Source organism: Paenibacillus glucanolyticus, from assembly GCF_037333485.1.
Taxonomy (GTDB): domain Bacteria; phylum Bacillota; class Bacilli; order Paenibacillales; family Paenibacillaceae; genus Paenibacillus_AQ; species Paenibacillus_AQ glucanolyticus.
Genome location: NZ_CP147845.1, coordinates 4,579,542 through 4,604,699, shown reverse-complemented (window position 1 = coordinate 4,604,699; position 25,158 = coordinate 4,579,542). Strand labels below are relative to the sequence as shown.

The window sequence follows — 25,158 nt, the reverse complement described above, 5'->3', positions numbered from 1 at the left end:
AGAGGTCAATCGGTGCGGGCTTGAGAAGGGGAGATCGCTTCCCGCAGCTCAGCAAGTCCGTGCATGGCTTCTAACAGACAGGTGCGAATGTCGTCGCTCTTTGTGTGGACGTGGTTTCCGCTTCCGAGCAAGAGCAGCGCAGCTTCGCTATAACTGTTGAAATTTTGCAGTAATCGTGGCTTTGAAAGATCCAGCAGCGCCGGATCCTTCAGAGCCACTTTTTTTTGCACAAAATGAAGCACCCAGATCACGTCTTCACGACATAAGGGATAGGATGGGTCGAGTATTCGGCGGATGCGTATGGACGAGGAGGTCAGACCGGTCGGATGGAAAGACATGGATGAGGTTCACTCCTTTCTTTGAGTCTGGTGAGTCTGGTATTCTTGTAATAATTATATGATCCAAGTGAACGAGATAGACTCGCTAAAATAGGAGTTTTGCCTGCTGCAGATGTAGGATTTAGAGAGTCAGGTCCATTGTCGAAAGATTTGGGGCTGTGGTATGATATGAACAACCTTTACAGTGAAGCAGCAAATGGGGTGTGATACTTGGATAAGATGGGTAAGAACATCATTCTGATCGGGATGATGGGCACGGGGAAGTCGACCGTAGGACGCCTCGTGGCAGATTCGCTTGGATATACGCTAATAGATTTGGATACCGAAATCGAGAAGCTGGATGGAAGAACCATCCCCGAGATGTTTGAGGCAGATGGAGAGTCTTATTTCCGTGAAGCGGAATCTGCTGCACTTCGCAGTGTTCTGCTCCGGAAGGGAATTGTTGTTGCATCCGGAGGCGGAGCTGTCCTGAGCTCGGAGAATTGTGAAGCGATGAAACAAGGCGGCTGGGTTGTTGCGCTGACCGCAGATACAGCCAGTATCGTGGAACGGGTTCGGGGCGATGTCAATCGGCCGCTGCTTGCGGGAGATGTAGAGGAGAGGGTCGGGCGCATTCTGGATGAGCGGAAGGATAAATACCTGTTTGCGGACGTCATGCTCGATACTGTAGGCCGTTCCGCGGAAGAAGTGGCGACTGACATTTTAACGCATTACCGCGGCTAAGATGACAAGAGATCGGCTTGCTGCTTGCGTAATAAGGCATGGCGTGGATAGCATTATGCAAAAAAAGGCGGGGATGATCTTCATCCCGCACCTTCATCTTGATGGAATTCCTATTCTTCATCGTCATGCCATTGCAGCATGCCGCCCTTCATGTTAGTTACATTGTCCAAACCCTGGTGACTCAAAAATTCGCACACATGCTGACTGCGTCCGCCGCTGCGACAGATAATGATTACTTCTTGATCGCGCGGGATATCATCCAGGCGATTCGGAATGTCGCCCATAGGAATATGCTTGGCACCGCTGATCATGCCTGCCGCAACTTCCTCGTCCTCGCGGACATCAATCATGTACACATTTTCGCCGTTTTGAAGCCGGCTTCTAAGTTCCGAAGTTTCAATCTGAGGGATCGGTTTCATCATATAGACCTCTTTTCTAATCATAAAAATTTAAGATCATATCGATCTTTAGTTTCTGGTTTCATATGAACTATGATAACCAAGCGGTTCTTCCTCTGTCAATTTATCCTAATGGATGATTCAAGCGAGGATATCCGCATCATAATATATACAAGGAGAGATACATACCATGGACGTAATCGTCAGGCCGACACCGAAATTGAACGGAGAGATTGGAGCTCTGTCCTCCAAGAACTATACCACTCGCTACTTGCTTGTAGCTGCGCTTGCGGAAGGGACCAGCACGATTTATTACCCTGCTCACAGTGAAGATAGTGATGCTATGAGACGCTGCATTCAGGATCTCGGAGCCGTGATCGAGGAGGACGAGGAGAAAGCGGTCATTACAGGTTTTGGCAAATCTCCTCGCGATGTGAAGGAATTGAATGTGGGCAACGCTGGGGCCGTTCTGCGCTTCTTGATGGGCGTCACCGCATTGTCTAAAGAAGTAACTTTCGTAAATACCTATCCCGATTCCCTTGGCAAACGCCCTCATGATGATCTTATTGAGACGCTGGGCCAACTGGGTGTGGAAGTGGAGCATAATGAGGGCAGACTGCCCATCACGATACGCGGCGGACATCCGAAAGGCGGACAGCTCACCGTATCAGGGGAGGTCAGCTCGCAGTATTTAAGCGCACTGCTGTTCTTGACCCCACTGCTTGCCGAGGATAGCGAGATTACCGTAACCGGTGATCTGAAATCCAAGGTGGTTATCGGTCAGACTCTGGAAGTGCTGGAGCAGGCGGGCATCACCATAGACGCAGCAGAGGATTATACGTTCTTCCGCGTTCCTGGCGGACAATCATACGAAGCGAAGACCTACACGGTTCAAGGGGACTATCCGGGATCTGCGGCTGTCCTGGCGGCTGCAGCGGTAACGCAATCGCATGTTACGATCCGCAATCTGTCGGAGGACAGCAAGCAAGGCGAGCGTGCCATTATCGATGTTCTCCGTAAGATGGAGGTTCCCCTCACGCATGAGAACGGTAACGTTCATGTGGAGGGGAACGGTACCCTGAAGGCGCTCGAATTTGATGGAGACGCAGCGACAGATGCGGTTCTTGCCATGGTGGCGGCAGCCGTATTTGCCGAAGGGACCTCCCGGTTCTACAATGTGGAGAATCTCCGCTACAAGGAATGTGACCGGATTACCGATTACTTAAACGAGCTGCGGAAAGCGGGAGCCAATGTGGAAGAACGTCAGGCTGAGATCATCGTGCATGGTCGGCCGGAAGGAGTCGAGGGCGGCGTGGAGATCAATGCCCATTATGATCATCGCGTCATCATGGCCCTGACGGTGGTTGGTCTTCGCGCGCAGCAGCCGATCCGCATTAAGGACGCGCATCACGTAGCGAAGTCGTACCCACAGTATTTTGATCATGTGAGGGCGCTTGGCGCCGATGTGGAATGGGTAAAATAGAGGGGAACTCCGCTACGCATATCAAGGGAATGGAAAGGTGGTCATAAACCATGGCGTTTGAAAATCCGACACGTGAAGAAATCGCGGATATTTTGCGTAATGCAGGCAATATCGCTGTCGTAGGTCTGTCTGACCGGCCGGATCGTACATCCCATATGGTATCCGCTGCAATGCAGATGCGCGGATACCGCATCATCCCGGTTAATCCTGGTGCAGCTGAAATTCTGGGGGAGAAGAGTTATCCGTCTCTGAAGGACATACCGGAGCCCGTCCATATCGTCAATGTGTTCAGACGCAGCGAATATTGCGCGGAGGTCGCACGGGAAGCTGCCGAGATCGGCGCCAAGGTGCTCTGGCTGCAGCAGGGCATTATCAGTGAAGAGGCTGCGGCCATCGCCGAGAGCAGCGGTATGATCGCGATCATGGACCGGTGCATTAAGGTGGAGGACTCTATTGCACTCGGCGGGCGTTAACATGAATCTGTAATCAGGGTATCGCGAGTTAGTAAAGCAAGTCTTACATTGAAGCAGCCGGTAGCAGACTGGACACGGTCTGAACCTGCCGTTGTTCCTGCTTGTAGGACTTGCTTTTCTGTGTGACATGGCCCTTATTTCTTTTTGACAAAAACAGGCTTAACGCTTACCATCAAGGATAGAAAGGAGGGCTCGCCTTGAATTGGTTGGGATCATTACAGCAGCTGGGCAGAGCAGTCATGCTCCCTACAATGGCGCTTCCGGCTGCAGCTCTCCTGCTTAGCGTGGGGAGTCTGCCATGGTCGGCGTGGGGCTTCGGAATCTTGGGGGAAATTACCCAGGCAGCCGGACACGGTGTGTTTTATTATATGCCGTATTTATTTGCCATCGGTGTCGCGTGGGGGCTCTCGAATCAGGGAGGTCCTGCAGGGCTTGCGGCTCTGGCCGGTATGTTCATTTATGATCAGGTTATATCCCGTCTGGGTGACGGGAGTGTGCAGCCCTCAACCTTGATCGGTATTATTTTTGGAGTCATGTCCGGTTACGTTTATAACCGGTTCAAACATATCAAACTTCCCGAAGCCATACAGTTTTTTGGAGGCTCCCGGTTTGTCCTGTTGTTCATGGGACTGTTCTCCACCATATTTGCATGGATCATGCTGGGGATGGCACCGATTGTACAGCGAGGTTTTGATGCGTTCTATGAGCTTACCGTACATATGGGCGCTTTCGGTTTGTTTCTTTACGGTATTTTGTACCGGGTACTGACAGCGTTCGGCCTGCATCACCTGCTGAACAATGTGTACTGGTTTCAGCTGGGCTCCTATGAGACAGAAGACGGTACCATCGTTCAGGGGGATCTGCCTCGATTTTTTGCAGGTGATCCGACTGCGGGGGACTTCATGGCCGGGCTCTTCCCGATCATGATGTTTGCCCTGCCGGCAATTGCGTTTGCTATCATTCAAGAAGCGCGTGAAGATCTGAAGCCGAAAGTGAAAAAAACGTTTATGCGGTCCGCGCTTGTCTGTTTTTTAACCGGGGTTTCGGAGCAGATCGAATTTGCGTTCTTATTTGCGTCTCCTTATCTGTATGTGCTCCACGCCCTGATGGCCGGATTCGCCATGGTGCTTACCTATTCATTTGATATCCATCACGGGTTTTCGTACTCGGCCGGATTTATCGATTATGTGCTGAATTTTCACTTGTCTCAGAACGCCTGGATGATCATACCGATTGGGATCGTGTACGGCCTTGTCTATTATTTTCTGTTCCGATGGGCGATACGTACCTTCGAGATCCCGACACCAGGGCGCGAGGAAGGCTCGGCGCTGGAAGGCCGGGCGGGAGATATCCCATACCAGGCACCGCTCATACTGGAGGCGCTTGGCGGCAAAGACAATATCGTTCAGGTCCAGTCCTGCATGACGCGTCTGAGATTGACCGTATACAACGATCGCCAGATTGATTCCGATGCACTTAAACTGCTGGGTTCAGCTGGCATCATTAAGCTGGGCGGAGGGAATGTGCAAGTGGTGTTCGGGACCTATTCCGAGCTCATCCGCGAGGAAATCAACAAGCTGATGCAGCAGGATTTGCCGCGCGTTCTGTTCAGTGCACCTGTACAGGGGCGCATGCTTCCGATTGACGAGGTGCCCGATGACATATTTGCCGCCAAGCTTGTCGGCAACGGTGTTGCTTTTATACCGGAAAAAGGGGAGCTTGTATCCCCGGTCTACGGTACCGTGATGCATGTCTACCCGACGATGCACGCGATCGGGATATCAACACCTGAGGGGCTTGAGGTGCTGATTCATATTGGCATCGATACTTCCCAGCTGAAGGGGCCGTTTACGGCTGTAGTTGGGGAAGGGGATACCGTTGAACCGGGGCAGCTGTTGGTCAAATTTGATCTGGCTTATCTAAAGACACATGCCGCATCACTGGCCACGCCAATGGTCATCACCAATCCCGATAAAGTAAGATCTTGGAGCTATGCTCCATTCAAGTCCGTTAAGAGAGGACAGTCATCTGTCATGTCCGTCGTTTTAAATGAGAGTAATGCTGGGGGTAGAGAATCATGATACAAGGCATTGGCGCAGCAACAGGCGTAGCGATCGGTAAGGCTTTCGTACTGCCGCATTGGGAGCTGGATCTTCCCGATTCCGAAATGGACGCTGTCGATTTAGCCAAAGAGTTCGAGCGCTTATATGAAGGCATACGAACCTCCAAGAATGAAATTGAATATATCAAGAACGAGTTCAAGGAAATGGTGGGGCACGAAGAATCGCAGATCTTTGATGCGCATCTGGCCATACTGGAGGATCCTGTATTTATGAATGAAATTCAAGGGATCATCGAACGCCAGTACAAGGCGGCCGAGGTGGCGGTCAAAGAGGCGATTGATCATTTCGTATCCATGTTCGATCTGCTGGATGACGAATATATGAAGGAGCGGGCGCTCGATATTAAGGATGTTGGCAACCGGCTGCTCAAGCATCTTCTCGGTGCTCCCGAAGTCAAGCTTCCAGCCGATACCCAGCCCTACATCCTGGTAGCGAAGGAGCTTTCTCCGTCACAGCTGGTGCATCTTAACCCTTCCCACGTTCTTGGTATAGTAACGATGACAGGTGGCAAGACCTCTCACTCGGCAATTATGGCTCGTGCGCTTGGCATACCGCTTGTATCAGGCATTGAGAACAAGCTGGAGAAGCCGATCCAGACCGGGGAGCATTTGGTTGTGGATGGGGACGAGGGCCTGCTGTATTTGGAGCCGGACACCCTGATTGTGGAACGTTATGAAGGAATACGCGATCAGCAGCGGAAAAAGAAAGAGCAGCTGCAGCTCCTAGCAACCGTTGACGCGGTGACGAAGGATGGCACGTATTTCAATCTGGCCGCGAATATGAACTCCGTCAAGGAGCTCGATATTGCGCTGAAGAACGGGGCTAAGGGAGTCGGACTGTTCCGGACTGAATTTTTATATATGGATCGTCACAATTTCCCGACCGAGGAAGAGCAGTTTGAAGTGTATAAGCTGGTGGCCGAGAACGCTGGGAAAGCCTCGGTCGTGATACGTACGCTGGATATCGGCGGTGATAAACAGCTGGATTACTTCGCGCTGCCGGAAGAAGAAAACCCATTCCTCGGTTACCGCGCCATACGTATCAGCTTGGATCGGACGGAGCTGTTTCAGACGCAGCTGTCAGCTATTTTGCAGGCGAGCGCTTATGGCAACGTCAAAATCATGTACCCGATGATATCCTCGGTTGAGGAAGTCAAGCAGGCTAATGTCGTGCTTCGGCGTGCGATGGCCGATTTGGACCGTCGTGGCATTGCATACAATCCTGACATTAAGGTCGGGATCATGATTGAGGTACCGGCAGCTGTCACCATCTCGGATTTGCTGGCGGAAGAAACGGATTTCTTCAGCATCGGCACCAACGACCTCGTTCAGTATGTGCTGGCGGTGGACCGGATGAATGAACAGATCGCGCATATGTACCATCCGTTTCATCCTGCGGTCTTGCGCATGCTTCGGACGACGGTAGAGGCGGCACACGAGGCTGGCATTCCGGTTAGTGTGTGCGGAGAATTGGCCGGGGACGAGAGAGCGATTCCGCTGTGGCTTGAGCTTGGCGTTCAGGATTTAAGCATGTCTCCGCAATCCCTGCTTCGCGTGAAGCATCGCATATTGAATACAAATGCGGCTGAAGCGAAGGGAGAGGCAGCAGCTTGCTTCAAATTGCGCACCAGCTCCGCTGTTGAAGAACGTCTCAGCGCCTTTGCGGAACGCAGCAGTTATTTGAACGGCACCAACGGTACGGACAGCACGGCCTCTTGAAGGTTCATAATAAGGGTTGAAATTTTTATTTCAGGTTTTCTTTTCTGGGAGGACAAGCTATATTTACGCCAAAACAGCCTCTGCATTCACGGTCCAGTGAATGCAGAGGCTGTTTGTGCATCGTTAGGTTAAGGGGAATCTAGTCACGCTGTGCCAGAGCATCGCAAAAAGCTTTGCCGTATGGCGGCAGGTCCGGTGGGCGGCGCGCCGAAATAATGTGGCCGTCGGTCACAACCGCCTCATCCACCCAGATGGAGCCGGCATTCTCCATATCGTCCCGAATCCCGGGCGTGGAGGTCACCGTGACGCCATCCAGAATTTTGGCGGAGATCAGCACCCATCCAGCATGGCAGATTTGTCCGATCGGCTTTTTGTCTTCGTTCATTTCTTTGACCAACTGGAGCACTTTATCATAACGGCGCAGTTTGTCCGGCGCCCAGCCGCCTGGGACGAGAATCCCGTCATAGTCCTTGCTGTTCAGCTCTTCGAATGCATACTCGGCCTGAGCCGGAACACCATATTTGCCGGTGTACGTTTTTCCTTTTTCAAGCCCGGCAAGATGGACCTCCGCCCCCTCTTCACGGACCCGGTATACAGGGTACCACAATTCCAGATCCTCAAATTCCTCGTCTACAAGCGCTATAACTTTTTTTCCTGTCAGTCTCATGTTATAACAGACTCCTTTCTCCGCGAATGTTTTGATCTATCCGTATTACGACTGATTACATCTCTTGAGTCTGTATATATTGTAACAAAGATAGAGGGGCGTTTCATAGGAATGACCCGGAAATGAACATTTGGAAACATATCTGGTAAATAAAGCATTATCACAAATTAGCAGGATTCTTTGGTATGATAGTCGAATAGAACTAGTTTAGGTGACAGATTTGTGTCAAGGGACTTTTGGTTTTAGATTACGCGATAGGATTTGGGGTGGGCAATTTGTTCAAAACCTGCAACTGCGGACAATTTATGAAGTTGGAACTAAGAAAGCTGATTCATGAAAGAAAAACTCGAATATGTCATGTTCCTGTTTATGCCTGTCAGGCTTGCAAGAAGTATGAGCTTCTACCTCTTATTAAACCGGATTTACTTCGCTATCTCGCATCGATTAGCAATGAGAGCAGGCGAATAAGCGTCTCGTTTGCAGATGTCAATGAGTCAGCCTATGTTCTACGAGAAGTGTTCCGTACATACGTTGATGATTCTATGGTAGAATTGCAGTCACGCTGCATGGAAGCTTTTGATGACCGAATTAACATGCTGTTGGATCTGTTTCGGTATGCCCAGAACATGGGCGATGATGACTGGATGAGACAAATGGAGGGGCGACTTGAGCAGTTAAGCGCCATAAAATCCCTCATTCCTGAAAACTCCGGTCATTATTCAAGATAATTTTCAGAAAATTTTCGCGGTTGTTGGATTTTTCACGCACTTTTTGTTAGGATAGAGGATAGGAACTTCAATACAATGAAGGGGATGTATATCCTATGGCGACGTTGACGAAAATGACTACTATCGAGGAGTTACGCAACACGCTTGAATCTTCGGAACAGAAGCCCTTGCTGTTGTTCAAACATAGTACCAGATGCCCAATAAGTGCCAAAGCTTATAAGGAAGTCCAGGCTTACCTCCAGGACCGGCCGAACGAGCAGATTGACTATGTATGGATCGACGTCATTGCTGACCGACCGATATCGACTCAGGCTGCGGAAACTCTGAGCACTGTACACGAATCGCCACAAGTTATTCTTGTAAAAGAAGGAGCGCCAGTCTGGCATACATCCCATTTTCATATTACGGCTGAAGCGCTGAAAACTCAATTGGACGGCATCTAGTGCCGTGTCGTTGCACAAAGCAGTAATTTGTCGTATCATAAATTCAATTGGTATTGAACGAATGAAAATCTATTGGCAATGGAGAGAAGGAATTTGACGGTAACCATTTACGATGTTGCGCGCGAAGCAGGCGTTTCCATGGCGACGGTATCCCGGGTTGTAAACAATAACCCGAACGTTAAGCCTCAGACCCGGAAAAAAGTATACGAAGCGATTGAACGTTTAGGGTATCGTCCGAATGCGGTAGCCAGAGGTCTGGCCAGCAAGAAGACCACAACCGTCGGCGTTGTGATCCCGGACATTTCGAACTCGATATTTGCGGAAATTGCCCGTGGTATTGAGGATATTGCTAACATGTACCACTATAATATAATTTTGTGTAATGCCGACAAGCGGAAGGAAAAAGAAATCCGCGTTATCAACACATTGCTGGAGAAGCAAGTGGATGGCCTGCTGTTTATGGGCGGGACTGTGACGGACGAGCACATCCAGGCATTCCAGACATCGGCTGTGCCGATTGTTCTGTGTGCGACAAGCGATGAGAGAGGTTCGTATCCTTCAGTCGATATTGATCATGAGCAGGCGGCATTTGATGCGGTTAGCACATTGGTTCGGCATGGACATCGCGAGATCGCTATGATCAGCGGTACATTGCAGGATCCGGCTAACGGTTATGCCCGTTTTCAAGGCTACAAAAAGGCGCTTGAGGCTGCAGGCATCGAATATCAAGAGGATCTGGTGCGGATCGGGAACTACCGCTATGAGTCCGGTGTTGAAGCTATGAAATACTTCCTGGGACTCAAGAAGAAACCAACAGCGATTTTTGCAGCTACCGATGAGATGGCGATTGGTGCCATTCACAGCATTCAGGATGAAGGTTATAAGGTACCGGATGATTTCTCGATTATCAGTGTAGATAATATCCGGATGGCTTCGATGGTTCGTCCGCAGCTGACAACCGTAGCTCAACCGATGTATGATCTTGGTGCAGTGGCGATGCGTCTGCTTACCAAGCTGATGAAGAAAGAGAACGTGGAGAATCCTCGCGTGATTCTGCCGCATGAAACGATTCTTCGTCTGTCGGTTAGCCATGTGAACGAGTAAGAAGAGAGTACCAAAGCTTTAAAATTAACACCGAATTAATCTGAAGAAAGCTCCTGGTTTTAAGGGGCTTTTTCTGGTGGAAATCTTTATGCGCTTTTGAACAGGAGGGACGAAGTATGACAACACAGGTAATCGGCCTCATTGGGGCCATGGACGAAGAAGTGGAGCTGCTGCTTGGTCAATTGGAGAATAAAGTGACGACGGTTAAAGCAGGGGTTACTTATGCTTCGGGAACGCTTCACGGCAAACAGGTTGTGGTTTGCAAGAGCGGGGTGGGCAAGGTTAATGCTGCTGTCACCACGCAAATTTTGATTGACTCCTTTGGCGTTTCGAAAATATTGTTTACGGGTGTTGCAGGTGCGCTGCATCCGGATCTGAATATCGGCGATATTGTCATTTCCTCTTCATGTATGCAGCATGATATGGATGTGACCCCGTTAGGATTTGCCCGTGGCATGATTCCTTATCAGGAGGTATCTGATTTTCCTGCGGATCAATCCTTGATCGAGCTCGCAGAAGAAGCTTGCAAAGAGTTGTCTGTTGATCACTATGTGATCGGTAAGGTACTGTCCGGTGACCAGTTCATTGCCAGCCGTGAAATCGTCCAGACTCTCTACGAGGATCTAAACGGAGCTTGCGCGGAAATGGAGGGCTCTGCCGTTGCGCAGGTATGCTATATGAACCGCGTGCCTTATGTCGTGATCAGATCCATGTCGGACAAGGCAGACGGTTCGGCGCATGTCAATTTCCCCGAATTTACAGTGAAAGCTTCCAGGCGCTCTCACGAAATCGTGAATTATATGCTGGGCAGACTCTAGCAATGAAATAGTATAAAGCGAAACTATCATAGTCTTGCATATCGTAGCGTAGTGCAGGACAATATAAACAAACTCCCCGGGGAATCCGGGGAGTTTGTTTATATTCTATCGATTAATACATGAATCGCTGTCTGAACCGGATGCGGTCGAATTGCTCTTGCGATGATAGCGGCACATGTCGCCCGATTTTGACCATCAGACAGTTGGCCGGGTGGGAACAAATCTCCGGATCATCGGTAGCATACCATTCCATATCGACCACTTTCATTAATCGCTCCATCATTTTGCGGTAATCCCATACGTTAAGGCCGCTTCCCTTGAGGTCCCAATGCCAGTAATATTCTGTGGTGAAGACGATGTACTGCTCCATCTGTCCTTCTTGAAAGGCAGTTTTAATCATCTGCTGCCCAAGTCCCAGCGAACGGTAGTCGTTCGCTACTTCAATAGCACCCAGCTCAATTAAATCTTTCATATTGCCCTCAGACCAGCGTTCCTGCTCATCCGGGTAATGAAAAGTTACATATCCTACGATCATGTTGCGGTCTCTCGTGATGATAATTCTGCCTTCGGGCAGGCCTGCAATTTCCACCAAAGCTTCATGCTGCTCACCAGGACGACGAAAAGCCTTGAGATCAGGGTGCATGGTTAGTTCGGATAGTTGCTCGGGAGGTACAGGGCCTTCGATGATCAGGCGGCGGTCTTCAGGGAACAAAACATGAGACTGGTATACCTTGCAGTGTTCCATCCGTTACGCTCCTTTCAATTCCATACCCTACTTATAGCAAAAAAATAAAAAAATGAAAAGCAATGACAGGCAAACAACAGCTATGATATAATCTTTTCGACATAAAACCTTCACAATTATATCGTACTTAACGATATGTTTCCTTGCGAAATCTAGGGCTTCATTACTCGATGACTGTGACAACATGACGGCCCACCGCAATGTGTAAATCGTATGTTTCATTCAATCATTTTGTAAGCGCTGTCCACTATGAGGAGACGATATGAGAATGAGGAGGATGTTATCATGAATCAAACGCATAGCGAAATATTGCCAAGTGAAGTTTCACATTCCAATATGAAGAGTTACGAGCAGGCACGCTCCGAGTTTTCATGGGACGAAATCGAGAGACATTTTACTTGGTATGAGTCGGGTAAAGTGAATATGGCGTATGAGGCTATTGACCGGCATGTAGCGGAGGGACGAGGAGACAAAGTTGCTCTCTTGTATAGCGATGCTTCACGCGAGGAATCTCTTACTTATGCACAATTGAAAGAGCAATCCGACAAATTCGGCAACGTGCTGCGCAAGTATGGTGTCGGCAAAGGAGATCGGGTCTTTATCTTTATGCCGCGTGGTCCCGAACTCTATGCAGGACTGTTGGGGATTTTGAAAGTCGGCGCTGTGGTTGGACCCCTGTTTGAAGCATTCATGGAGACGGCGGTGAAGGACCGTTTGGAGGACAGCGGAGCTGTTGCGCTGATCACTACGCCTGCATTGTTGTCGCGTGTAAAGCGAGACGAGTTGCCCGAGCTGAAGCATATTTTTGTTGTTGGTGAACTGGAGGAAGAGGATCCGCGGCTAGTAAGTTACTTCGAAGAAGTAGAAGCTGCATCCAGTGATCTGGAGCTTGAATGGCTTGAGCGGGAAGATGGATTGATCATGCACTATACATCAGGCTCTACCGGGAAACCGAAGGGCGTGTATCATGTGCAGAATGCGATGATTCAGCATTATTATACCGGCAAGGTTGTTTTGGACTTAAGGGAAGATGATATATATTGGTGCACGGCGGATCCGGGCTGGGTAACGGGTACTTCGTACGGTATTTTTGCGCCTTGGTTGAACGGGGTTACGAATGTTGTCCGTGGTGGCCGTTTCAGTCCGCAGGATTGGTACAGCACGCTGGTAAACAATAAAGTGACGGTATGGTACAGCGCCCCGACTGCATTCCGCATGTTGATGGGTGCAGGCTCGGAGCTTATCGACCAGTATGATTTGAGCAATGTGCGCCACGTGTTGTCCGTCGGCGAGCCGCTTAACCCCGAGGTTGTCCGTTGGGGTCACAAGGCTTATCACCAGCGTATTCATGATACGTGGTGGATGACAGAAACTGGCGGTCAGCTGATCTGTAACTATCCGGGCATGGCAATCAAGCCAGGATCCATGGGACGCCCGCTGCCAGGCATTACGGCCGCGATCCTGGATGATCAAGGACGAGAAGTAGCTCCGTACACGATGGGGAATCTGGCAATTAAGACTCCATGGCCGTCCATGATGAGAGGAATCTGGAATAACGAAGCGAAGTATGAGGAATATTTCCGAATTCCAGGCTGGTACATTTCAGGTGACTCGGCGTATATGGATGAAGAAGGATACTTCTGGTTCCAGGGCAGAATCGACGATGTTATCAATTCGTCAGGCGAGCGGATTGGACCGTTCGAGGTAGAGAGCAAACTGGTTGAGCATCCGGCTGTTGCCGAAGCAGGCGTTATCGGTAAGCCTGACGTTACCAGAGGCGAGATCATCAAGGCCTTTATCTCTTTGCGTGAAGGATATACTCCTTCTCAGGAGCTCAAGGATGAAATTTACCGTTTTGTGAAGGAAGGATTATCTGCTCACGCAGCCCCTCGGGAAATTGAGTTTAAGGATAAACTTCCGAAGACACGTTCCGGTAAGATTATGCGCCGCGTACTGAAAGCGTGGGAGCTGGATCTTCCTACAGGTGATCTGTCCACGATTGAAGATTAAGCTAAGAATCGATGCAGGGCTGGGAATGAGCACGGTTTCGACCATGCTCGTTCTCAGCCTTTTTAAGAGATAAGGAAGCATAAACTTATAGAGGCCCGTCAACCTGATCCAGCAAGTAGTAACTTCTGTTATATGCGTTCTGTGTTCAGAGAAGATACGATGAACTGATTCTAACAAAAAAGCCAGCCCCTCGAACAGGTAATCTGTAAGAGGGACTGGCTTTCTATTTAACGCAACTATTTCTTCTCAAAATATACGGCCGGTGAAGCCGGGGATTCACCGATCGGATTCACAGCAGTAATTCTATAGGTACCGCCTATCGGACCACCAGAGGAATAGTAGAACTCCGTACTCTTGCTAGAGCCAAGAATTTGGTAGTTGCCGTCGCTATTTGGACTGATGTAAATGTTGTAGACCATTACCTCTTCCTCTGGAGCATTGCCGCTCCAGCTGGCCGAGAAGCCCTCAGGAGTAGCCACCAGGGTCGGCTGACCCGGTGCAGTCGGTACGGTTGAAGCACCTTCATTCCCGAGTCCAGGATCGATATTGGGATCTTCCTCCGTGATCCCGTCATCCGGATTGTCGATGGTATCATCAGGATTCGTTCCAGTTTCGCCTGGAAGAGGGAATCCTGGTGTGGTACCCCCCACAATTGCACTTGGCTCGGATGTTTTCCCGGCTACATCAACGGCTACAACATAATACGTGGCAAACATGCCGTTAGCCCCAAGGCCTGAGAAGACAAGGCTTTCGTCGCCAAGGATAACCTGACCTTGATGCGTATACGGACTGCCGTTAATGGATTTAAAGAGTCGGTATCCGACAACGTCAGGCGATCCGCTGGCATTAAAGCTTATCGAGCCGCTGCCCATCGAATAATGTACATTTTTCGGTGGAGTAGGGGCTTTGCCATCATCGGTTCTTGGGTCGACCTTGCTTGGCATGCCTTTCTTTGCGTCTTGTGGAAGATAAGATTCTAGAGGTCGCTTATCTCCTTTCATGACTTTCAGGGCATTCTGCAGCTCAACAATCAATTCATCAAGCGGTTTCTCGCGCTTGATTACGATTTGCTCCCTGAGCATATCAAGCGGCGTTGCTTCCTGCGGAATGTAATTTACACCCCGGTAAGTGATATATTTCGCCTTTGCGACACCGTCATCGCTTTCAGTAGGTACAAACTTCGCATTGAACAGATCCGTTACGAATTTGTCCGTTAATGCCGTCGGTATTTTACCGCTGTATGCGGAGACTGTTTTGGAGATAATGCCTTCCGGTTTCTCGAACGTTTTGGTAGGGAACAGGTCCGGCTTGACGTCTGTCACTTCGTTCATGATTCTTGCCCAAATGGCCTGGGCGTGCTTGCGCTGATCGCCAACCAGAGTATTTTTTTGCTCCTTGTATCCGACCCATACTCCGAGTGTAATGTCAGGCGAATAACCCATAAACCAGACATCCCCGTAATTCTGGGTGGAGCCCGTTTTACCGACAACCGGAACTTCATTAAATTTCTTGTAATTGTCTCTAACCTTGCTGCCTGTACCGTTCGTAATAACGGTTCGAAGCATATCCGTCATGAGATACGCTGTCTGCTCGGAGAATACCTGTTCCGGCTTTACATCGTGCTTGTAGACGATTTTTCCTTTGGAATCCACGATTTTTTCAATCATGAATGCATCGGTGAATTTACCCTGGTTACCGATGGCGCTGTAAGCATTGGTAAGTTCTTCTACCGTTACTCCGTAATGCAATCCCCCCAGTACACCGGTTGAAGCATTATAATCGTCTTCCTCCAAGGTAGTGATGCCTAGCTTCTTGGAAAACTCCCAAGCCTTTTCGATGCCGACCGTGTTGTTAAACAGTTTGAGTGCCACCGTATTGGTCGAATCGTTGAGTGCCTGCCTGGCTGTCATCAATCCTCTATACCCGGTGTACGAGTTTTTAGGGATGTGGTACACCTTGCTGTAGTCTTTTAATATGATGGGTGAATCATCGACTACGCTCGCAGGCTGGAGTGCCCCTGAATCCAGTGCCGGTAAATAGGCGGCAATAGGTTTCATGGCAGATCCAGGTTGTCGTTTCATTTGCGTAGCATAGTTCATTTGTTCGGTGTTGAAATCCCTGCCCTCGATCATACCGAGAATGGCGCCGGTTTTGTTGTCAATCATCATGGCGGAGGTCTGTTCCATTCCTTTTTCCGCGCTGTCAGGGAGATAGTTGCTATCATCCTCCGCAATGGTGCGCATCGTTTTGTACAATGTACGGTCAATCGTTGTGTAAACACGGTAACCGCCAGTACTCAGCTGAGTTCTGGAAGCATCCATAAGCTCTGAGTTCCCTTGGGCGCCTTTTGCGTTCTCATCCGCTTCCTGACCCAGTTTCATCAGAATATTCGATGCTTGGCGTTCTACTTCCATCATGAGATAAGGATAAGTCACATAAGCCTTCTGCGTGCGAGGGGCAAGTGATTGTTTGATATCAAATGCTTTAGCCTCTTCATATTGAGCTTGGGTTATCTTGCCTTCCTCGAGCATGCTCGCCAATACCCGGTGCTGGCGGTTCACCGCGCGGTTGAATGCCTTCTCATCAAATTCTCCCTTGCCGTTGAAGGCAGAGTAGGAGGATGGAAGCTGCGGAAGACCTGCCAAATATGCTGCTTGAGCAACGTTCAGGTCATTCAAATTGTTGATGTTGAATATCCCTCGAGCGGCGGCCTTGATGCCGAACAACTGGTATCCGCTTGAGCCGTTACCGTAAGGAACCTTGTTCAAGTAAGCTGTTAGAATTTGATCTTTACTTAAAAAACGTTCCATACGCATGGCCAGCAGCATTTCCTTAACCTTGCGGTTGTCGGTTTTATCGCGACTTAGGAAAGTTAGCCTGGCGAGCTGCTGTGTCAAGGTACTGCCGCCGGTTTGGACCGGCTCATTCAGCACACGTTCCTTTACGGCGCGAGCTGTACCTTTTATGTCAACACCCTTATGTGTATAAAACCGGTTGTCTTCTATAGATACGACGGCATCTTTAACAAGCTGGGGGAGCTCCTTGAACTCCACCGGTCGTCTGTCTTCTTCGGTTCTAAGCTGTCCTATCGGTGAGCCATCCGCGAAGTAGGCGAAGCCGGTTATGGCATTATCGTTCATCGTGTTCTCGATGAGCGCTCTTGATCTTACTGGCTCATTCTCAACGATAGAGGTTACATAGCCGGCTACGGCTCCTCCGGCGAACAAAGCGCCCATCAGACCTACCACAAAGAGCCATCCGATAACGGATCCGAAAACCCGCAGAAAGGACCGTTTGCGCGGTTTTTTCTGTTTCTCAGGCTCCTGTTTTTTCTCCTCAACCATGAATGTATACTCCTCCTTTTAACGCACCTATTATAGCATAAATCGAAGGTTTTGAATCATGTGTACACGTATAGCGTGTCCTTTTTTGAGGAAGTTTGACTTTTTCGCAAAGCCTATGTTACAAATAATGCAAAGTTCATATCGAAAAAAGCGTTGAAGGACTCCAGTAGAAGGCGGATCCTATCGTTTCAGAGAGTCGGTGGCTGGTGCAAACCGATAACGATACCCCTTTGAATTACCGTCCAGAGCTGTCCGGGGGAATAAGAGCTGCGTATTTGGTGCACAGCTGCTGTGTAGTCCGGTTCCGGGATGACAATTCCGTTATGGTAATGAAGTGAAAATCCGTTTTTTTGCGCGAAGGTTTTGTGTGAAGACGGGTTTTAATTAGGGTGGTAACGCGAGCGCTCCTTCTCGTCCCTTGGGATGAGAAGGGGCTTTTTTGCGTTTCATAATAGATGAGGAGGCGTAATGGAACATGAAGTGGGAACTATTGTCAATGGTACAGAGGCAGGAGGTAGAGCGTCAGATGGAGGTCATCTCCCGTGGGGCCGTGGAGATCGTTCCGGAAGATGAGATGAAATATAAGGTGATGCTATCGGTCGTAACCGGCGAGCCGCTGCGTGTGAAGCTGGGAATGGACCCGTCTGCGCCGGATCTTCACGTAGGCCATACCGTCGTGCTGCAGAAACTGCGCCAGTTTCAGGAGCTTGGTCATCAGGTGCAGCTCATCATTGGCGACTTTACCGGCCGAATCGGGGATCCAACCGGTAAATCCGAAACGCGTAAGCAGTTGTCGGAAGAAGAAGTGAAGCATCATGCGGAAACGTACAAAAAACAAATTTACAAAGTGCTGAACCCTGATAAAACAAAGATATACTACAATTCCGAGTGGCTCGCACCGATGACTTTTGCAGAAGTTGTCAGTTTGTCGGCAAAGGTAACCGTTGCACGTATGCTGGAGCGTGATGATTTCACTAAACGTTACCAAAACGGGCTGCCGATCAGTATTCACGAGTTTTTTTACCCGCTGATGCAAGGAATGGATTCCGTTGCGCTTAAGACCGATGTAGAGCTTGGCGGTACAGATCAAAAGTTCAACCTGCTGATGGGGCGTACTTTGCAGAAGGAGTATGGCACAGAGGCGCAGGTTGCGATCACAATGCCGATTATCGAAGGACTTGACGGCGTGCAGAAGATGAGTAAAAGCCTGGGCAATTACATCGGAATCGATGAAGAACCTAACGAAATTTATGGCAAAACCATGTCCGTTCCGGATGAGCTCATGCTGAAATACTATAGGCTGGCTACCGATGTAAGAAGCGAGGATTTGAACAAGCTGGAGACAGGGCTACAGGACGGAAGTGTACATCCTAGGGATGCCAAAATGGGGCTGGCGCACACTTTAGTACGTATGTATCATGGAATGGAAGCAGCGGATGCTGCCCAGCAGCATTTTGTAACCGTCTTCCAGCAGCATGCTCTGCCTGAAGAGATTGAGGATTTCGTTGTAGCCGAAGAGACACTGGAGAACGGCAAGATTGGTTTGATCAAGCTGCTTACGCAACTTGGCTTTGCGGCTTCGAACGCTGAGGCCAGGCGGTCAATCCAGCAGGGCGCTGTAAAATGGAATGAAGAGAAATGGACTGACATCTATGGTGAAATCACTCCTCAAGATGGCGATATTATTCAGGTGGGCAAACGTAAATTTGCCAGATTAAAGCTTTCTTAAAACAAAGGCACAGTAAAGTACGTGATCACAGAGAGAAAAGACACAAGACGGTTTTACACTCTGTTGGGTATCGGATGAATCAAGAGGGTCCGTATTTAGGCATAAAAAAACCTGAAGGCAGGAGCCTTCAGGTTTTTTGAGTTCTGCGTTAATCTTAACGGTTGTAGAACTCGACGATTTGTTTCTCGTCGATATCTTGGGAAAGTTCGGAACGCTCTGGAAGACGGATGTACTTTCCTTCCATTGAAGCTTCATCAAACTCGATGTAAGCTGGAAGATGTACACGGTTAGCCAAAGCTTCCTTAATGGAAGAGAGGCTGCGGCTTCTTTCACGAAGACCGATAACATCGCCTGTGCTTACAGCGTAAGAAGCGATATCGACTTTCTTGCCGTTCACAGTCACGTGACCGTGAGCAACCAATTGACGAGCGCCTGCGCGGCTGTTGCTGAAGCCAAGACGGTAAACCAGGTTGTCCAGACGGCTCTCAAGCAGGAACATGAAGTTCTCACCAGCAATACCTTTCATGCTAGTTGCTTTGTTAAACAGGGTTTTAAATTGCTTCTCGCCCAAGCCGTACATGTGACGCAGCTTTTGCTTTTCTTGAAGCTGCATACCGTAGTTGCTTACTTTTCTCCGTTGGTTAGGACCATGCTGACCTGGAGGGAAAGGGCGTTTTGCCAATTCTTTACCTGTACCGCTCAGGGAGATTCCCAGACGACGGCTTAATTTAAATTTAGGACCGGTGTAACGTGCCATGTTATATAGACTCCTTTTTAATTAAAGTTTCATTAGGGCTCTATTTGCGCCGTATTTGTTTACTCTAACCCGTGATTTCCGGAAGATCTGTCAGGAAAGTTCAGCCGCTGTCCTGTCAGTAACAAATAACGTGAGGGTGACACAACCCGCCCAAATTCATCGAATGCATTGCATTCTTACTCAACAATAAATATTATATGAAGTAATGATATAAAGTCAAGTTCAACCTGTAACTTACCATTTCTTGTTTTTTGTCTAAATTTGTCGATAGGACCATGGACCTAAAAATATTGTGAAAAACGCATAAATTTTAATGCAAAAATGGGTAGAAAAGAGTAAGATATTAGTGAATTAAGTAGTCGCATTTATCTAGTTACATAACGGAACGTTTTCGGTGATTATACTCCCCAACATGTTGAACAGCTGGGTTACCGCAATCTAAAAGCGGCAGCACTAATGGATCCTTACATTATGAATCGGAACGCCAGTCTTGGATAGGCCTTTTATAATGGTGCAAAGGAGCGCCCAATATGTCAGAAGAACAACGGAAAGTGTACGAAAGCTCTCCCGGTTCTGTGGTCATGTTCAATGATTCCGGGCCTATTCCGGGAAATGAGCCTTGTCTTTGGCTTCAGGGCTTGGATATTACACCCCATGATTTCCCTTACCTTCAGCCTCTCATAACAGACAGCTATATGGAGTGGCAGAGAGAAAGTGCAGGCACACAAGCGATGAAGAAATTCAGCTGGGCCCTTCTTTCTCATGAGGGGACTTGGCTGACAGGGGCACCTGAAATAAGAGAATACCTTTATGCGAGTGAAGACGATACGCTATCGCATACTATGATTGCTAAAGAAGCCGCGGCAGGTATGGGTAAGGAGTCGTTTGAGGGGAGAGTGCTATGCTCTGTTCCGCTGTTCACCCGTGTTCATGGCGATTTGTTTGGGGTGCTGGTCTGCGTCTCTACAGATGCCATGGAACAGGAGCAGTCGCTTATGCTGGCAGAGAGTCATGCCTTGTTGTTTCGCTCCTGCTTCTATCGCCAGCTCGAATACATATTTGCTGATGATCTGGAGAAAGTTCATTCCCAGGCGGAGCGCGAAGTTCATCGCCGTTCCATTTTATTTCAGTATGTAAAGCGGATGCATGTTCAGATTAATGTGGACAACGTGCTTATTGAGGCCATTGATAGTGTCCTGGCTCTGTATCCTAGGGCGAAAGTCGAATTGTTTATGTCCCAGGATCATGAAAGCGGGCATCCGCTGGTGCGTCCCTTGCTTCTCCATCACTGGCAGGAGGAGGTCTACGTCCGAACATTTATGGAAGGCACCTTGACGATCCGTGAACATGAGCCTCCTCATCCTATAGTGGAGATCGGGATTCCAATGGGGGGCAAGCAAGGAGTTTACGGCGTGCTTCACGTGGAAGTGGACAAATCCGAACTGCCGGACATGGATTTGGAATTGCTCGGCATGATGGCCGATGCGGCGGGTACAGCGTTTGAGAATGCCAAGCTGTACGAGCAGTCCAACCTGATGATCCACGAGCTCCGTATGATTAATGAGCTGACGCAGCGCCTGAACAAAAGTTTGCATTTGGCGGAAATATTCCAATTTGCCAACCATGAGCTGCTCAAAATCCTGGAGGCGGATTATTGCTGCATTCTGATATACAACGAGGAGCTTGGCGGCCTTGAAGTGGTGTCCTGCAACGCCGAGTGGCTGGCGAAGGAGGTCTTTGAGAAGGATTACGGTCTGGGCGGTCTGGTCTATCATTCGAAGGAGCCGCTCATTCTGTCGGATTATCATGAAGAACGTCCGGCGGAGTCGAGACTGATGGACAGCACGAATTCAAGCTCGATGATTGCAACTCCGCTGACGGTTAACGGCGAGGTTCGGGGCGTGGTTCTCTTAACACACGCGAAGCGGCATTATTTCTCATATGACAGCTATCGTCTGCTTCAAGCGCTTACAAGCCATATCGGTCTGGCAATCGGGAATGCCTTTTTGCATGCCGAGGTGCGACGAATGGCGAATCGGGATATGCTGACTGAACTGTATGCAAGACATTATCTTGATGAGATGATTCATGAATGTCAAAACCGAGATTTTTGCGGTTCTCTGATTGTTGTGGATATCGATGAGTTCAAGCTGGTTAACGATACGTTTGGCCATCAGAGAGGCGACAAGATCCTGAAGCAGGTCAGCAGCATTGTGAAAAGTACCATTCGACACAGCGATATTCCTGCCCGTTGGGGCGGCGAGGAACTGGCGGTGTATTTGCCAGGACTCGGCATTCAACAGGCAGTGCAGGTAGCTGAGCGTATTCGTTTAAGGGTGGCGGAAGAGACCGATCCGAGAGTCACGGTTTCCTGCGGCGTTTCCGAGTGGAACTGGACCAACGACAAGATCAGTGTGGAATCGCTCTTCTATCGAGCGGATATGGCGCTGTACGAAGCGAAGAATAGCGGGCGCAACCGGATCGTCGTGGAGAGGGCGGGAGCCGAGATTGCTTTGGACTAACAACTCTGCAGCTGTGGCTGCAGGGTTTTTTTTGTAATCTGAATAATGTCATGAGCCACGGATAGCCTAAGAGCAAGATCAACGAGAGGCTGATGATTATGAGAATGAGGAAATTATGGACACTCATCGGAATGATTTTGCTCATAAGCTGCTTAACGGGATGTGCCTGGCAGGAACAGCTGTCCGCCGAAGAATCGTTCAATCGTGCCCTTTCGGGACTGTCTGGCATCGACAATTTCTCATTTAAAGGGGAGGCGGCGATTCGGAGCGAGGAGAATGGTCCGTTTCAGCAAAGTATGGCATTTGAAGGGCATTTGCAGCATCACAAGGATTTAACGTTATCGTCAAAAGGCGAGGCCGCGAAGCTGCTTCAAGAAAAGGGACCGGCGGATTCGATATATAAAGCAGATGGGCTTAAAGTGACACTTAAGCGCAAGCAAGGCAGGTGGAGCACACTCTCATCACAGGGAGCTGACGAAATGTGGATGACCCGCCTCAATCCGTTGGAATTGCTGGAGTATTTGGGTAATTCGGAGAAGACGGTGACTCAAGAGCTCGGCGCGGCAAGAGGGACGAAGGTGCTTCGAATCGAATTGTCCCCGGAAGCGGCAGCCGAGATGGCATATGGCTCCTTGGATGAACAGATGAAGGTGCTGGCAGAGCGAATTGAGCGTAAAGGAGACCCGCTATACAGCGACAATCCCAAGGTGCGTAAACAGCTGAAGACCGTGTGGGAAAGAGATTATAAAGAGATGAGGAATAGGCTGCAGAAGGCGGATGCTCTTTCCGTAAATCATTTGACAATTAACAAGAAAAACCATCTTCCAGCCAAATTAACGATGGAGCGAAAGCTTTCATTTATAGATAGCCACGGCAAGACTCGGACGGAAACGCTCTTGTCTGAAGTTACATTTACCGGTTATTGACGTAAGTGACGTGAAAATATTTTTCACGTGGAGCGCTGACGCAAGCCGGCTTCCATGCTACAATAATCTATAAATTTACCACTGTTCAATTATTGAAGTAGGGAACAGTCAACACAAGGAGGATAAGACATATGCGTGATCCCAGAATTCAGAAACTGGCTCAGAATCTCGTGAATTATTCCGTAGATATGCAGCCGGGAGAAAATGTGCTCATCGAGATGATCGGATCGGAGCGTGATTTGCTAAATGCGATCATTGAGGAGGTCGGGAATCAAGGAGGCCGTCCGTTCGTACAGTTGACCGACCGCACGGTTCAACGCGCCATGTTGAAGAATGCCAACAAGGAGCAGCTGGAGCTGTGGGCCGAGTTGGACCTGGAGCGTATGAAACAAATGGATTGTTACATCGGCATACGTGCAGGCGAGAACGTCAACGATATGGCTGACGTGCCTGAGGAGAATATGAAGCTGTACAATGCGCTTTATTCCCACCCGGTACATAGCGAAGAGCGTGTCAAGCGCACGAAATGGGTAGTTCTCCGCTATCCCAACGCCAGTATGGCGCAGCTCGCCAACACGAGCACAGAGGCATTCGAGGATTTTTACTTTGATGTCTGCAATCTGGATTATTCCAAAATGGACCGTGCCCAGGATCCTTTGGCCGAGCTGATGAGAAACACCGATAAGGTTCGTATTGTCGGACCCGGTACGGAACTCGGCTTCTCGATCAAAAACATCGGTGCCGAAAAATGCTCCGGTCAGAAAAATATTCCGGACGGCGAAGTGTACACGGCTCCTGTTCGCAACTCTGTTAATGGAACCATCTCTTACAACACGCCGACTTTGTATAACGGGGTAACCTTCGAGAATATTAAATTCCGCTTTGAAAACGGGAAAATCGTAGAAGCAACGGGCAGCGACACCAAGCGTCTGAACGAGATTTTGGATTCGGATGAGGGTGCAAGATACATCGGTGAGTTTGCCATCGGTTTTAATCCGTACATTTTGACGCCGATGAAAGATATTCTGTTCGATGAGAAAATCGCTGGAAGCCTGCATTTTACGCCAGGTCAAGCATATGATGTAACAGACAACGGCAACCGCTCCTCCATTCACTGGGATCTGGTTTTAATCCAGCGGCCTGAGTACGGCGGCGGGGAAATCTACTTTGACGATCGTCTGATTCGCAAGGATGGTATATTTGTGATTCCAGAACTCGCAGCGTTAAATCCGGAAAATCTTAAATAGATTGGAAAAAATGTTGCATAAGAAAACGGATTCAATGTATCATGAAGGTGCAGTGATGAGCTTTATTCAGATCCTAAAGTTACGGAGGGATTCGTATGTCCAATAATCAATCTATCGTGGAAATTTCACAAACCGCTAGCCAGTTCTCTTCCTCTATCGTTTTGCAGGCAGAGAACAAGTACATCGATGTGAAAAGCATCTTGGGTCTGTTCACAACGCTTGTCAACAGCCAAAGCTATGAACTGCATGTACACGGACCAGATGCTGATGAAGCTAAAAAAGCAATGATCGACGTATTCACCAAACATGGTTTGAATGTATCCGTCGTGGCTGAATAACAGTCGCCAAAAACACCCTTCCATTCAATGGAAGGGTGTTTTTTCGTAGAGCAGGGGTCTATTTTATTCAGGTCCTTGTATTGAGATTCGATTTCGACTAATATTAAAGATAGTAACTGTGCTGTGATTTTTGACATAGGGGGGAAGATCATGACTTCATCTGATTTACAGGAACAGCTGAATCTAAAAGCGATCAGTCTTCTTCATGAAGATGCAGATAAAATCCTAAAGCTTATTGAAGTACAGATGGAGAATCTGGCGACCCGTTATTGTCCTCTCTATGAGGAAGTGCTGGATACCCAAATGTACGGTTTTTCAAAAGAGGTTGATTTCGCGGTGCGGGCCGGGCTTCTTCCGGAAAGTACGGGAAAGCAGCTGATCAGCAAGCTTGAACGCAATCTGGCGCTCCTGTACGAAGCCATGAATCAATCCAAATAGCCTGTACTTGTACAGGCGCATACATAGAGAAACGCATGTCGCGCCCACACGACATGCGTTTTTTGACATGCGGTTTTTCTTGCATT

At 48.9% G+C, this 25,158-nt stretch carries 22 protein-coding genes and 1 other annotated feature; of the genes, 16 read left to right on the top strand and 6 right to left on the bottom strand.

Annotated elements, in window-relative coordinates:
* Positions 1-5: 5 nt before the first annotated feature.
* Positions 6-338: a hypothetical protein gene (locus WDY75_RS21635; protein WP_006209181.1), complete on the bottom strand. Its 333-nt coding sequence runs from the start codon at positions 336-338 to the stop codon at positions 6-8.
* Between the two features lie 219 nt (positions 339-557).
* Here WDY75_RS21635 and WDY75_RS21630 point away from each other — a divergent pair, with 219 nt between their 5' ends.
* Entirely contained in the window at positions 558-1,061 is a 504-nt protein-coding gene (locus tag WDY75_RS21630) for a shikimate kinase (RefSeq protein ID WP_063479781.1), read from the top strand.
* Between the two features lie 110 nt (positions 1,062-1,171).
* Here the strand turns inward: WDY75_RS21630 and WDY75_RS21625 are convergent, their stop codons facing one another.
* Positions 1,172-1,480 carry a rhodanese-like domain-containing protein gene (locus WDY75_RS21625; RefSeq protein ID WP_006209183.1) on the bottom strand — a complete coding sequence of 103 codons (309 nt, stop codon included), beginning with the start codon at positions 1,478-1,480 and terminating at the stop codon, positions 1,172-1,174.
* 169 nt (positions 1,481-1,649) lie between these two features.
* Here WDY75_RS21625 and aroA point away from each other — a divergent pair, with 169 nt between their 5' ends.
* From aroA to ptsP, 4 genes are all read left to right on the top strand, one after another.
* Positions 1,650-2,942 carry a 3-phosphoshikimate 1-carboxyvinyltransferase gene (gene aroA, locus WDY75_RS21620; protein ID WP_063479019.1) on the top strand — a complete coding sequence of 431 codons (1,293 nt, stop codon included), beginning with the start codon at positions 1,650-1,652 and terminating at the stop codon, positions 2,940-2,942.
* A gap of 50 nt (positions 2,943-2,992) precedes the next feature.
* Positions 2,993-3,415, top strand: a complete 423-nt coding sequence (locus WDY75_RS21615; RefSeq protein WP_006209185.1) for a CoA-binding protein — start codon at positions 2,993-2,995, stop codon at positions 3,413-3,415.
* 197 nt (positions 3,416-3,612) lie between these two features.
* Entirely contained in the window at positions 3,613-5,496 is a 1,884-nt protein-coding gene (locus WDY75_RS21610; RefSeq protein WP_006209186.1) for a glucose PTS transporter subunit IIA, read from the top strand.
* Positions 5,493-7,256 (top strand): phosphoenolpyruvate--protein phosphotransferase, encoded by a 1,764-nt coding sequence (gene ptsP, locus WDY75_RS21605; RefSeq protein WP_006209187.1) that lies wholly within the window; start codon positions 5,493-5,495, stop codon positions 7,254-7,256. Before WDY75_RS21610 ends, ptsP begins: the two co-directional genes overlap by 4 nt.
* 139 nt (positions 7,257-7,395) lie before the next feature.
* On the opposite strand, the gene WDY75_RS21600 is transcribed toward ptsP, so the two are convergent.
* Entirely contained in the window at positions 7,396-7,923 is a 528-nt protein-coding gene (locus WDY75_RS21600; protein WP_006209188.1) for a type 1 glutamine amidotransferase domain-containing protein, read from the bottom strand.
* A 266-nt stretch (positions 7,924-8,189) separates the two neighbouring features.
* On the opposite strand from WDY75_RS21600, the gene WDY75_RS21595 reads away from it, so the two are divergent.
* From WDY75_RS21595 to WDY75_RS21580, 4 genes are all read left to right on the top strand, one after another.
* A complete protein-coding gene (locus tag WDY75_RS21595; RefSeq protein ID WP_051449084.1) occupies positions 8,190-8,651 on the top strand; it encodes a hypothetical protein in 462 nt (153 codons plus the stop codon).
* Between the two features lie 95 nt (positions 8,652-8,746).
* Positions 8,747-9,094 (top strand): bacillithiol system redox-active protein YtxJ, encoded by a 348-nt coding sequence (gene ytxJ / locus WDY75_RS21590; RefSeq protein ID WP_063479020.1) that lies wholly within the window; start codon positions 8,747-8,749, stop codon positions 9,092-9,094.
* Positions 9,095-9,187: 93 nt separating this feature from the next.
* The gene (gene ccpA, locus WDY75_RS21585) at positions 9,188-10,198 is read left to right on the top strand and encodes a catabolite control protein A (RefSeq protein ID WP_006209191.1); all 1,011 of its coding nucleotides are present in this window, start codon (positions 9,188-9,190) and stop codon (positions 10,196-10,198) included.
* A gap of 116 nt (positions 10,199-10,314) precedes the next feature.
* Complete coding sequence (locus WDY75_RS21580) at positions 10,315-11,016, top strand: 5'-methylthioadenosine/adenosylhomocysteine nucleosidase (protein WP_063479021.1); 702 nt, start codon at positions 10,315-10,317, stop codon at positions 11,014-11,016.
* A gap of 112 nt (positions 11,017-11,128) precedes the next feature.
* Here the strand turns inward: WDY75_RS21580 and WDY75_RS21575 are convergent, their stop codons facing one another.
* Positions 11,129-11,761: a GNAT family N-acetyltransferase gene (locus WDY75_RS21575; protein ID WP_006209193.1), complete on the bottom strand. Its 633-nt coding sequence runs from the start codon at positions 11,759-11,761 to the stop codon at positions 11,129-11,131.
* Positions 11,762-12,046: 285 nt separating this feature from the next.
* Between WDY75_RS21575 and acsA the strand changes: the two genes are divergently transcribed.
* Positions 12,047-13,771, top strand: a complete 1,725-nt coding sequence (acsA, locus tag WDY75_RS21570; protein WP_036636544.1) for an acetate--CoA ligase — start codon at positions 12,047-12,049, stop codon at positions 13,769-13,771.
* Positions 13,772-14,007: 236 nt separating this feature from the next.
* Here acsA and WDY75_RS21565 read toward each other — a convergent pair whose 3' ends face one another.
* The gene (locus WDY75_RS21565) at positions 14,008-17,115 is read right to left on the bottom strand and encodes a penicillin-binding protein 1A (RefSeq protein ID WP_036636545.1); all 3,108 of its coding nucleotides are present in this window, start codon (positions 17,113-17,115) and stop codon (positions 14,008-14,010) included.
* Between the two features lie 144 nt (positions 17,116-17,259).
* Positions 17,260-17,537, top strand: a binding site (T-box leader).
* 53 nt (positions 17,538-17,590) lie between these two features.
* Between WDY75_RS21565 and tyrS the strand changes: the two genes are divergently transcribed.
* On the top strand, positions 17,591-18,844 hold the full coding sequence (gene tyrS, locus WDY75_RS21560) for a tyrosine--tRNA ligase (protein ID WP_063479022.1): 1,254 nt from the start codon (positions 17,591-17,593) through the stop codon (positions 18,842-18,844).
* Between the two features lie 154 nt (positions 18,845-18,998).
* Here the strand turns inward: tyrS and rpsD are convergent, their stop codons facing one another.
* Positions 18,999-19,601 carry a 30S ribosomal protein S4 gene (gene rpsD, locus WDY75_RS21555; RefSeq protein WP_063479023.1) on the bottom strand — a complete coding sequence of 201 codons (603 nt, stop codon included), beginning with the start codon at positions 19,599-19,601 and terminating at the stop codon, positions 18,999-19,001.
* Positions 19,602-20,131: 530 nt separating this feature from the next.
* On the opposite strand from rpsD, the gene WDY75_RS21550 reads away from it, so the two are divergent.
* The 5 genes from WDY75_RS21550 to WDY75_RS21530 all read left to right on the top strand — a co-directional run bounded on the left by WDY75_RS21550 (position 20,132) and on the right by WDY75_RS21530 (position 25,072).
* A complete protein-coding gene (locus WDY75_RS21550; protein ID WP_036636546.1) occupies positions 20,132-22,123 on the top strand; it encodes a sensor domain-containing diguanylate cyclase in 1,992 nt (663 codons plus the stop codon).
* A gap of 98 nt (positions 22,124-22,221) precedes the next feature.
* The gene (locus tag WDY75_RS21545; protein WP_063479024.1) at positions 22,222-23,049 is read left to right on the top strand and encodes a hypothetical protein; all 828 of its coding nucleotides are present in this window, start codon (positions 22,222-22,224) and stop codon (positions 23,047-23,049) included.
* Between the two features lie 131 nt (positions 23,050-23,180).
* Positions 23,181-24,296 (top strand): aminopeptidase, encoded by a 1,116-nt coding sequence (locus WDY75_RS21540; RefSeq protein WP_006209198.1) that lies wholly within the window; start codon positions 23,181-23,183, stop codon positions 24,294-24,296.
* Between the two features lie 95 nt (positions 24,297-24,391).
* Complete coding sequence (locus WDY75_RS21535) at positions 24,392-24,634, top strand: HPr family phosphocarrier protein (protein WP_006209199.1); 243 nt, start codon at positions 24,392-24,394, stop codon at positions 24,632-24,634.
* 150 nt (positions 24,635-24,784) lie between these two features.
* Complete coding sequence (locus WDY75_RS21530) at positions 24,785-25,072, top strand: YlaN family protein (RefSeq protein WP_006209200.1); 288 nt, start codon at positions 24,785-24,787, stop codon at positions 25,070-25,072.
* Positions 25,073-25,158 lie beyond the last annotated feature (86 nt).

Excerpts from the sequence above, each read along its gene's own strand:
- WDY75_RS21635 (WP_006209181.1), bottom strand. The coding sequence starts at position 338 with ATGTCTTTCCATCCGACCGGTCTGACCTCCTCGTCCATACGCATCCGC.
- WDY75_RS21630 (WP_063479781.1), top strand. The coding sequence starts at position 558 with ATGGGTAAGAACATCATTCTGATCGGGATGATGGGCACGGGGAAGTCG.
- WDY75_RS21625 (WP_006209183.1), bottom strand. The coding sequence starts at position 1,480 with ATGAAACCGATCCCTCAGATTGAAACTTCGGAACTTAGAAGCCGGCTT.
- aroA (WP_063479019.1), top strand. The coding sequence starts at position 1,650 with ATGGACGTAATCGTCAGGCCGACACCGAAATTGAACGGAGAGATTGGA.
- WDY75_RS21615 (WP_006209185.1), top strand. The coding sequence starts at position 2,993 with ATGGCGTTTGAAAATCCGACACGTGAAGAAATCGCGGATATTTTGCGT.
- ptsP (WP_006209187.1), top strand. The coding sequence starts at position 5,493 with ATGATACAAGGCATTGGCGCAGCAACAGGCGTAGCGATCGGTAAGGCT.
- WDY75_RS21600 (WP_006209188.1), bottom strand. The coding sequence starts at position 7,923 with ATGAGACTGACAGGAAAAAAAGTTATAGCGCTTGTAGACGAGGAATTT.
- ytxJ (WP_063479020.1), top strand. The coding sequence starts at position 8,747 with ATGGCGACGTTGACGAAAATGACTACTATCGAGGAGTTACGCAACACG.
- WDY75_RS21580 (WP_063479021.1), top strand. The coding sequence starts at position 10,315 with ATGACAACACAGGTAATCGGCCTCATTGGGGCCATGGACGAAGAAGTG.
- WDY75_RS21575 (WP_006209193.1), bottom strand. The coding sequence starts at position 11,761 with ATGGAACACTGCAAGGTATACCAGTCTCATGTTTTGTTCCCTGAAGAC.
- acsA (WP_036636544.1), top strand. The coding sequence starts at position 12,047 with ATGAATCAAACGCATAGCGAAATATTGCCAAGTGAAGTTTCACATTCC.
- WDY75_RS21565 (WP_036636545.1), bottom strand. The coding sequence starts at position 17,115 with ATGGTTGAGGAGAAAAAACAGGAGCCTGAGAAACAGAAAAAACCGCGC.
- tyrS (WP_063479022.1), top strand. The coding sequence starts at position 17,591 with ATGAAGTGGGAACTATTGTCAATGGTACAGAGGCAGGAGGTAGAGCGT.
- rpsD (WP_063479023.1), bottom strand. The coding sequence starts at position 19,601 with ATGGCACGTTACACCGGTCCTAAATTTAAATTAAGCCGTCGTCTGGGA.
- WDY75_RS21550 (WP_036636546.1), top strand. The coding sequence starts at position 20,132 with ATGTCAGAAGAACAACGGAAAGTGTACGAAAGCTCTCCCGGTTCTGTG.
- WDY75_RS21545 (WP_063479024.1), top strand. The coding sequence starts at position 22,222 with ATGAGAATGAGGAAATTATGGACACTCATCGGAATGATTTTGCTCATA.
- WDY75_RS21540 (WP_006209198.1), top strand. The coding sequence starts at position 23,181 with ATGCGTGATCCCAGAATTCAGAAACTGGCTCAGAATCTCGTGAATTAT.
- WDY75_RS21535 (WP_006209199.1), top strand. The coding sequence starts at position 24,392 with ATGTCCAATAATCAATCTATCGTGGAAATTTCACAAACCGCTAGCCAG.
- WDY75_RS21530 (WP_006209200.1), top strand. The coding sequence starts at position 24,785 with ATGACTTCATCTGATTTACAGGAACAGCTGAATCTAAAAGCGATCAGT.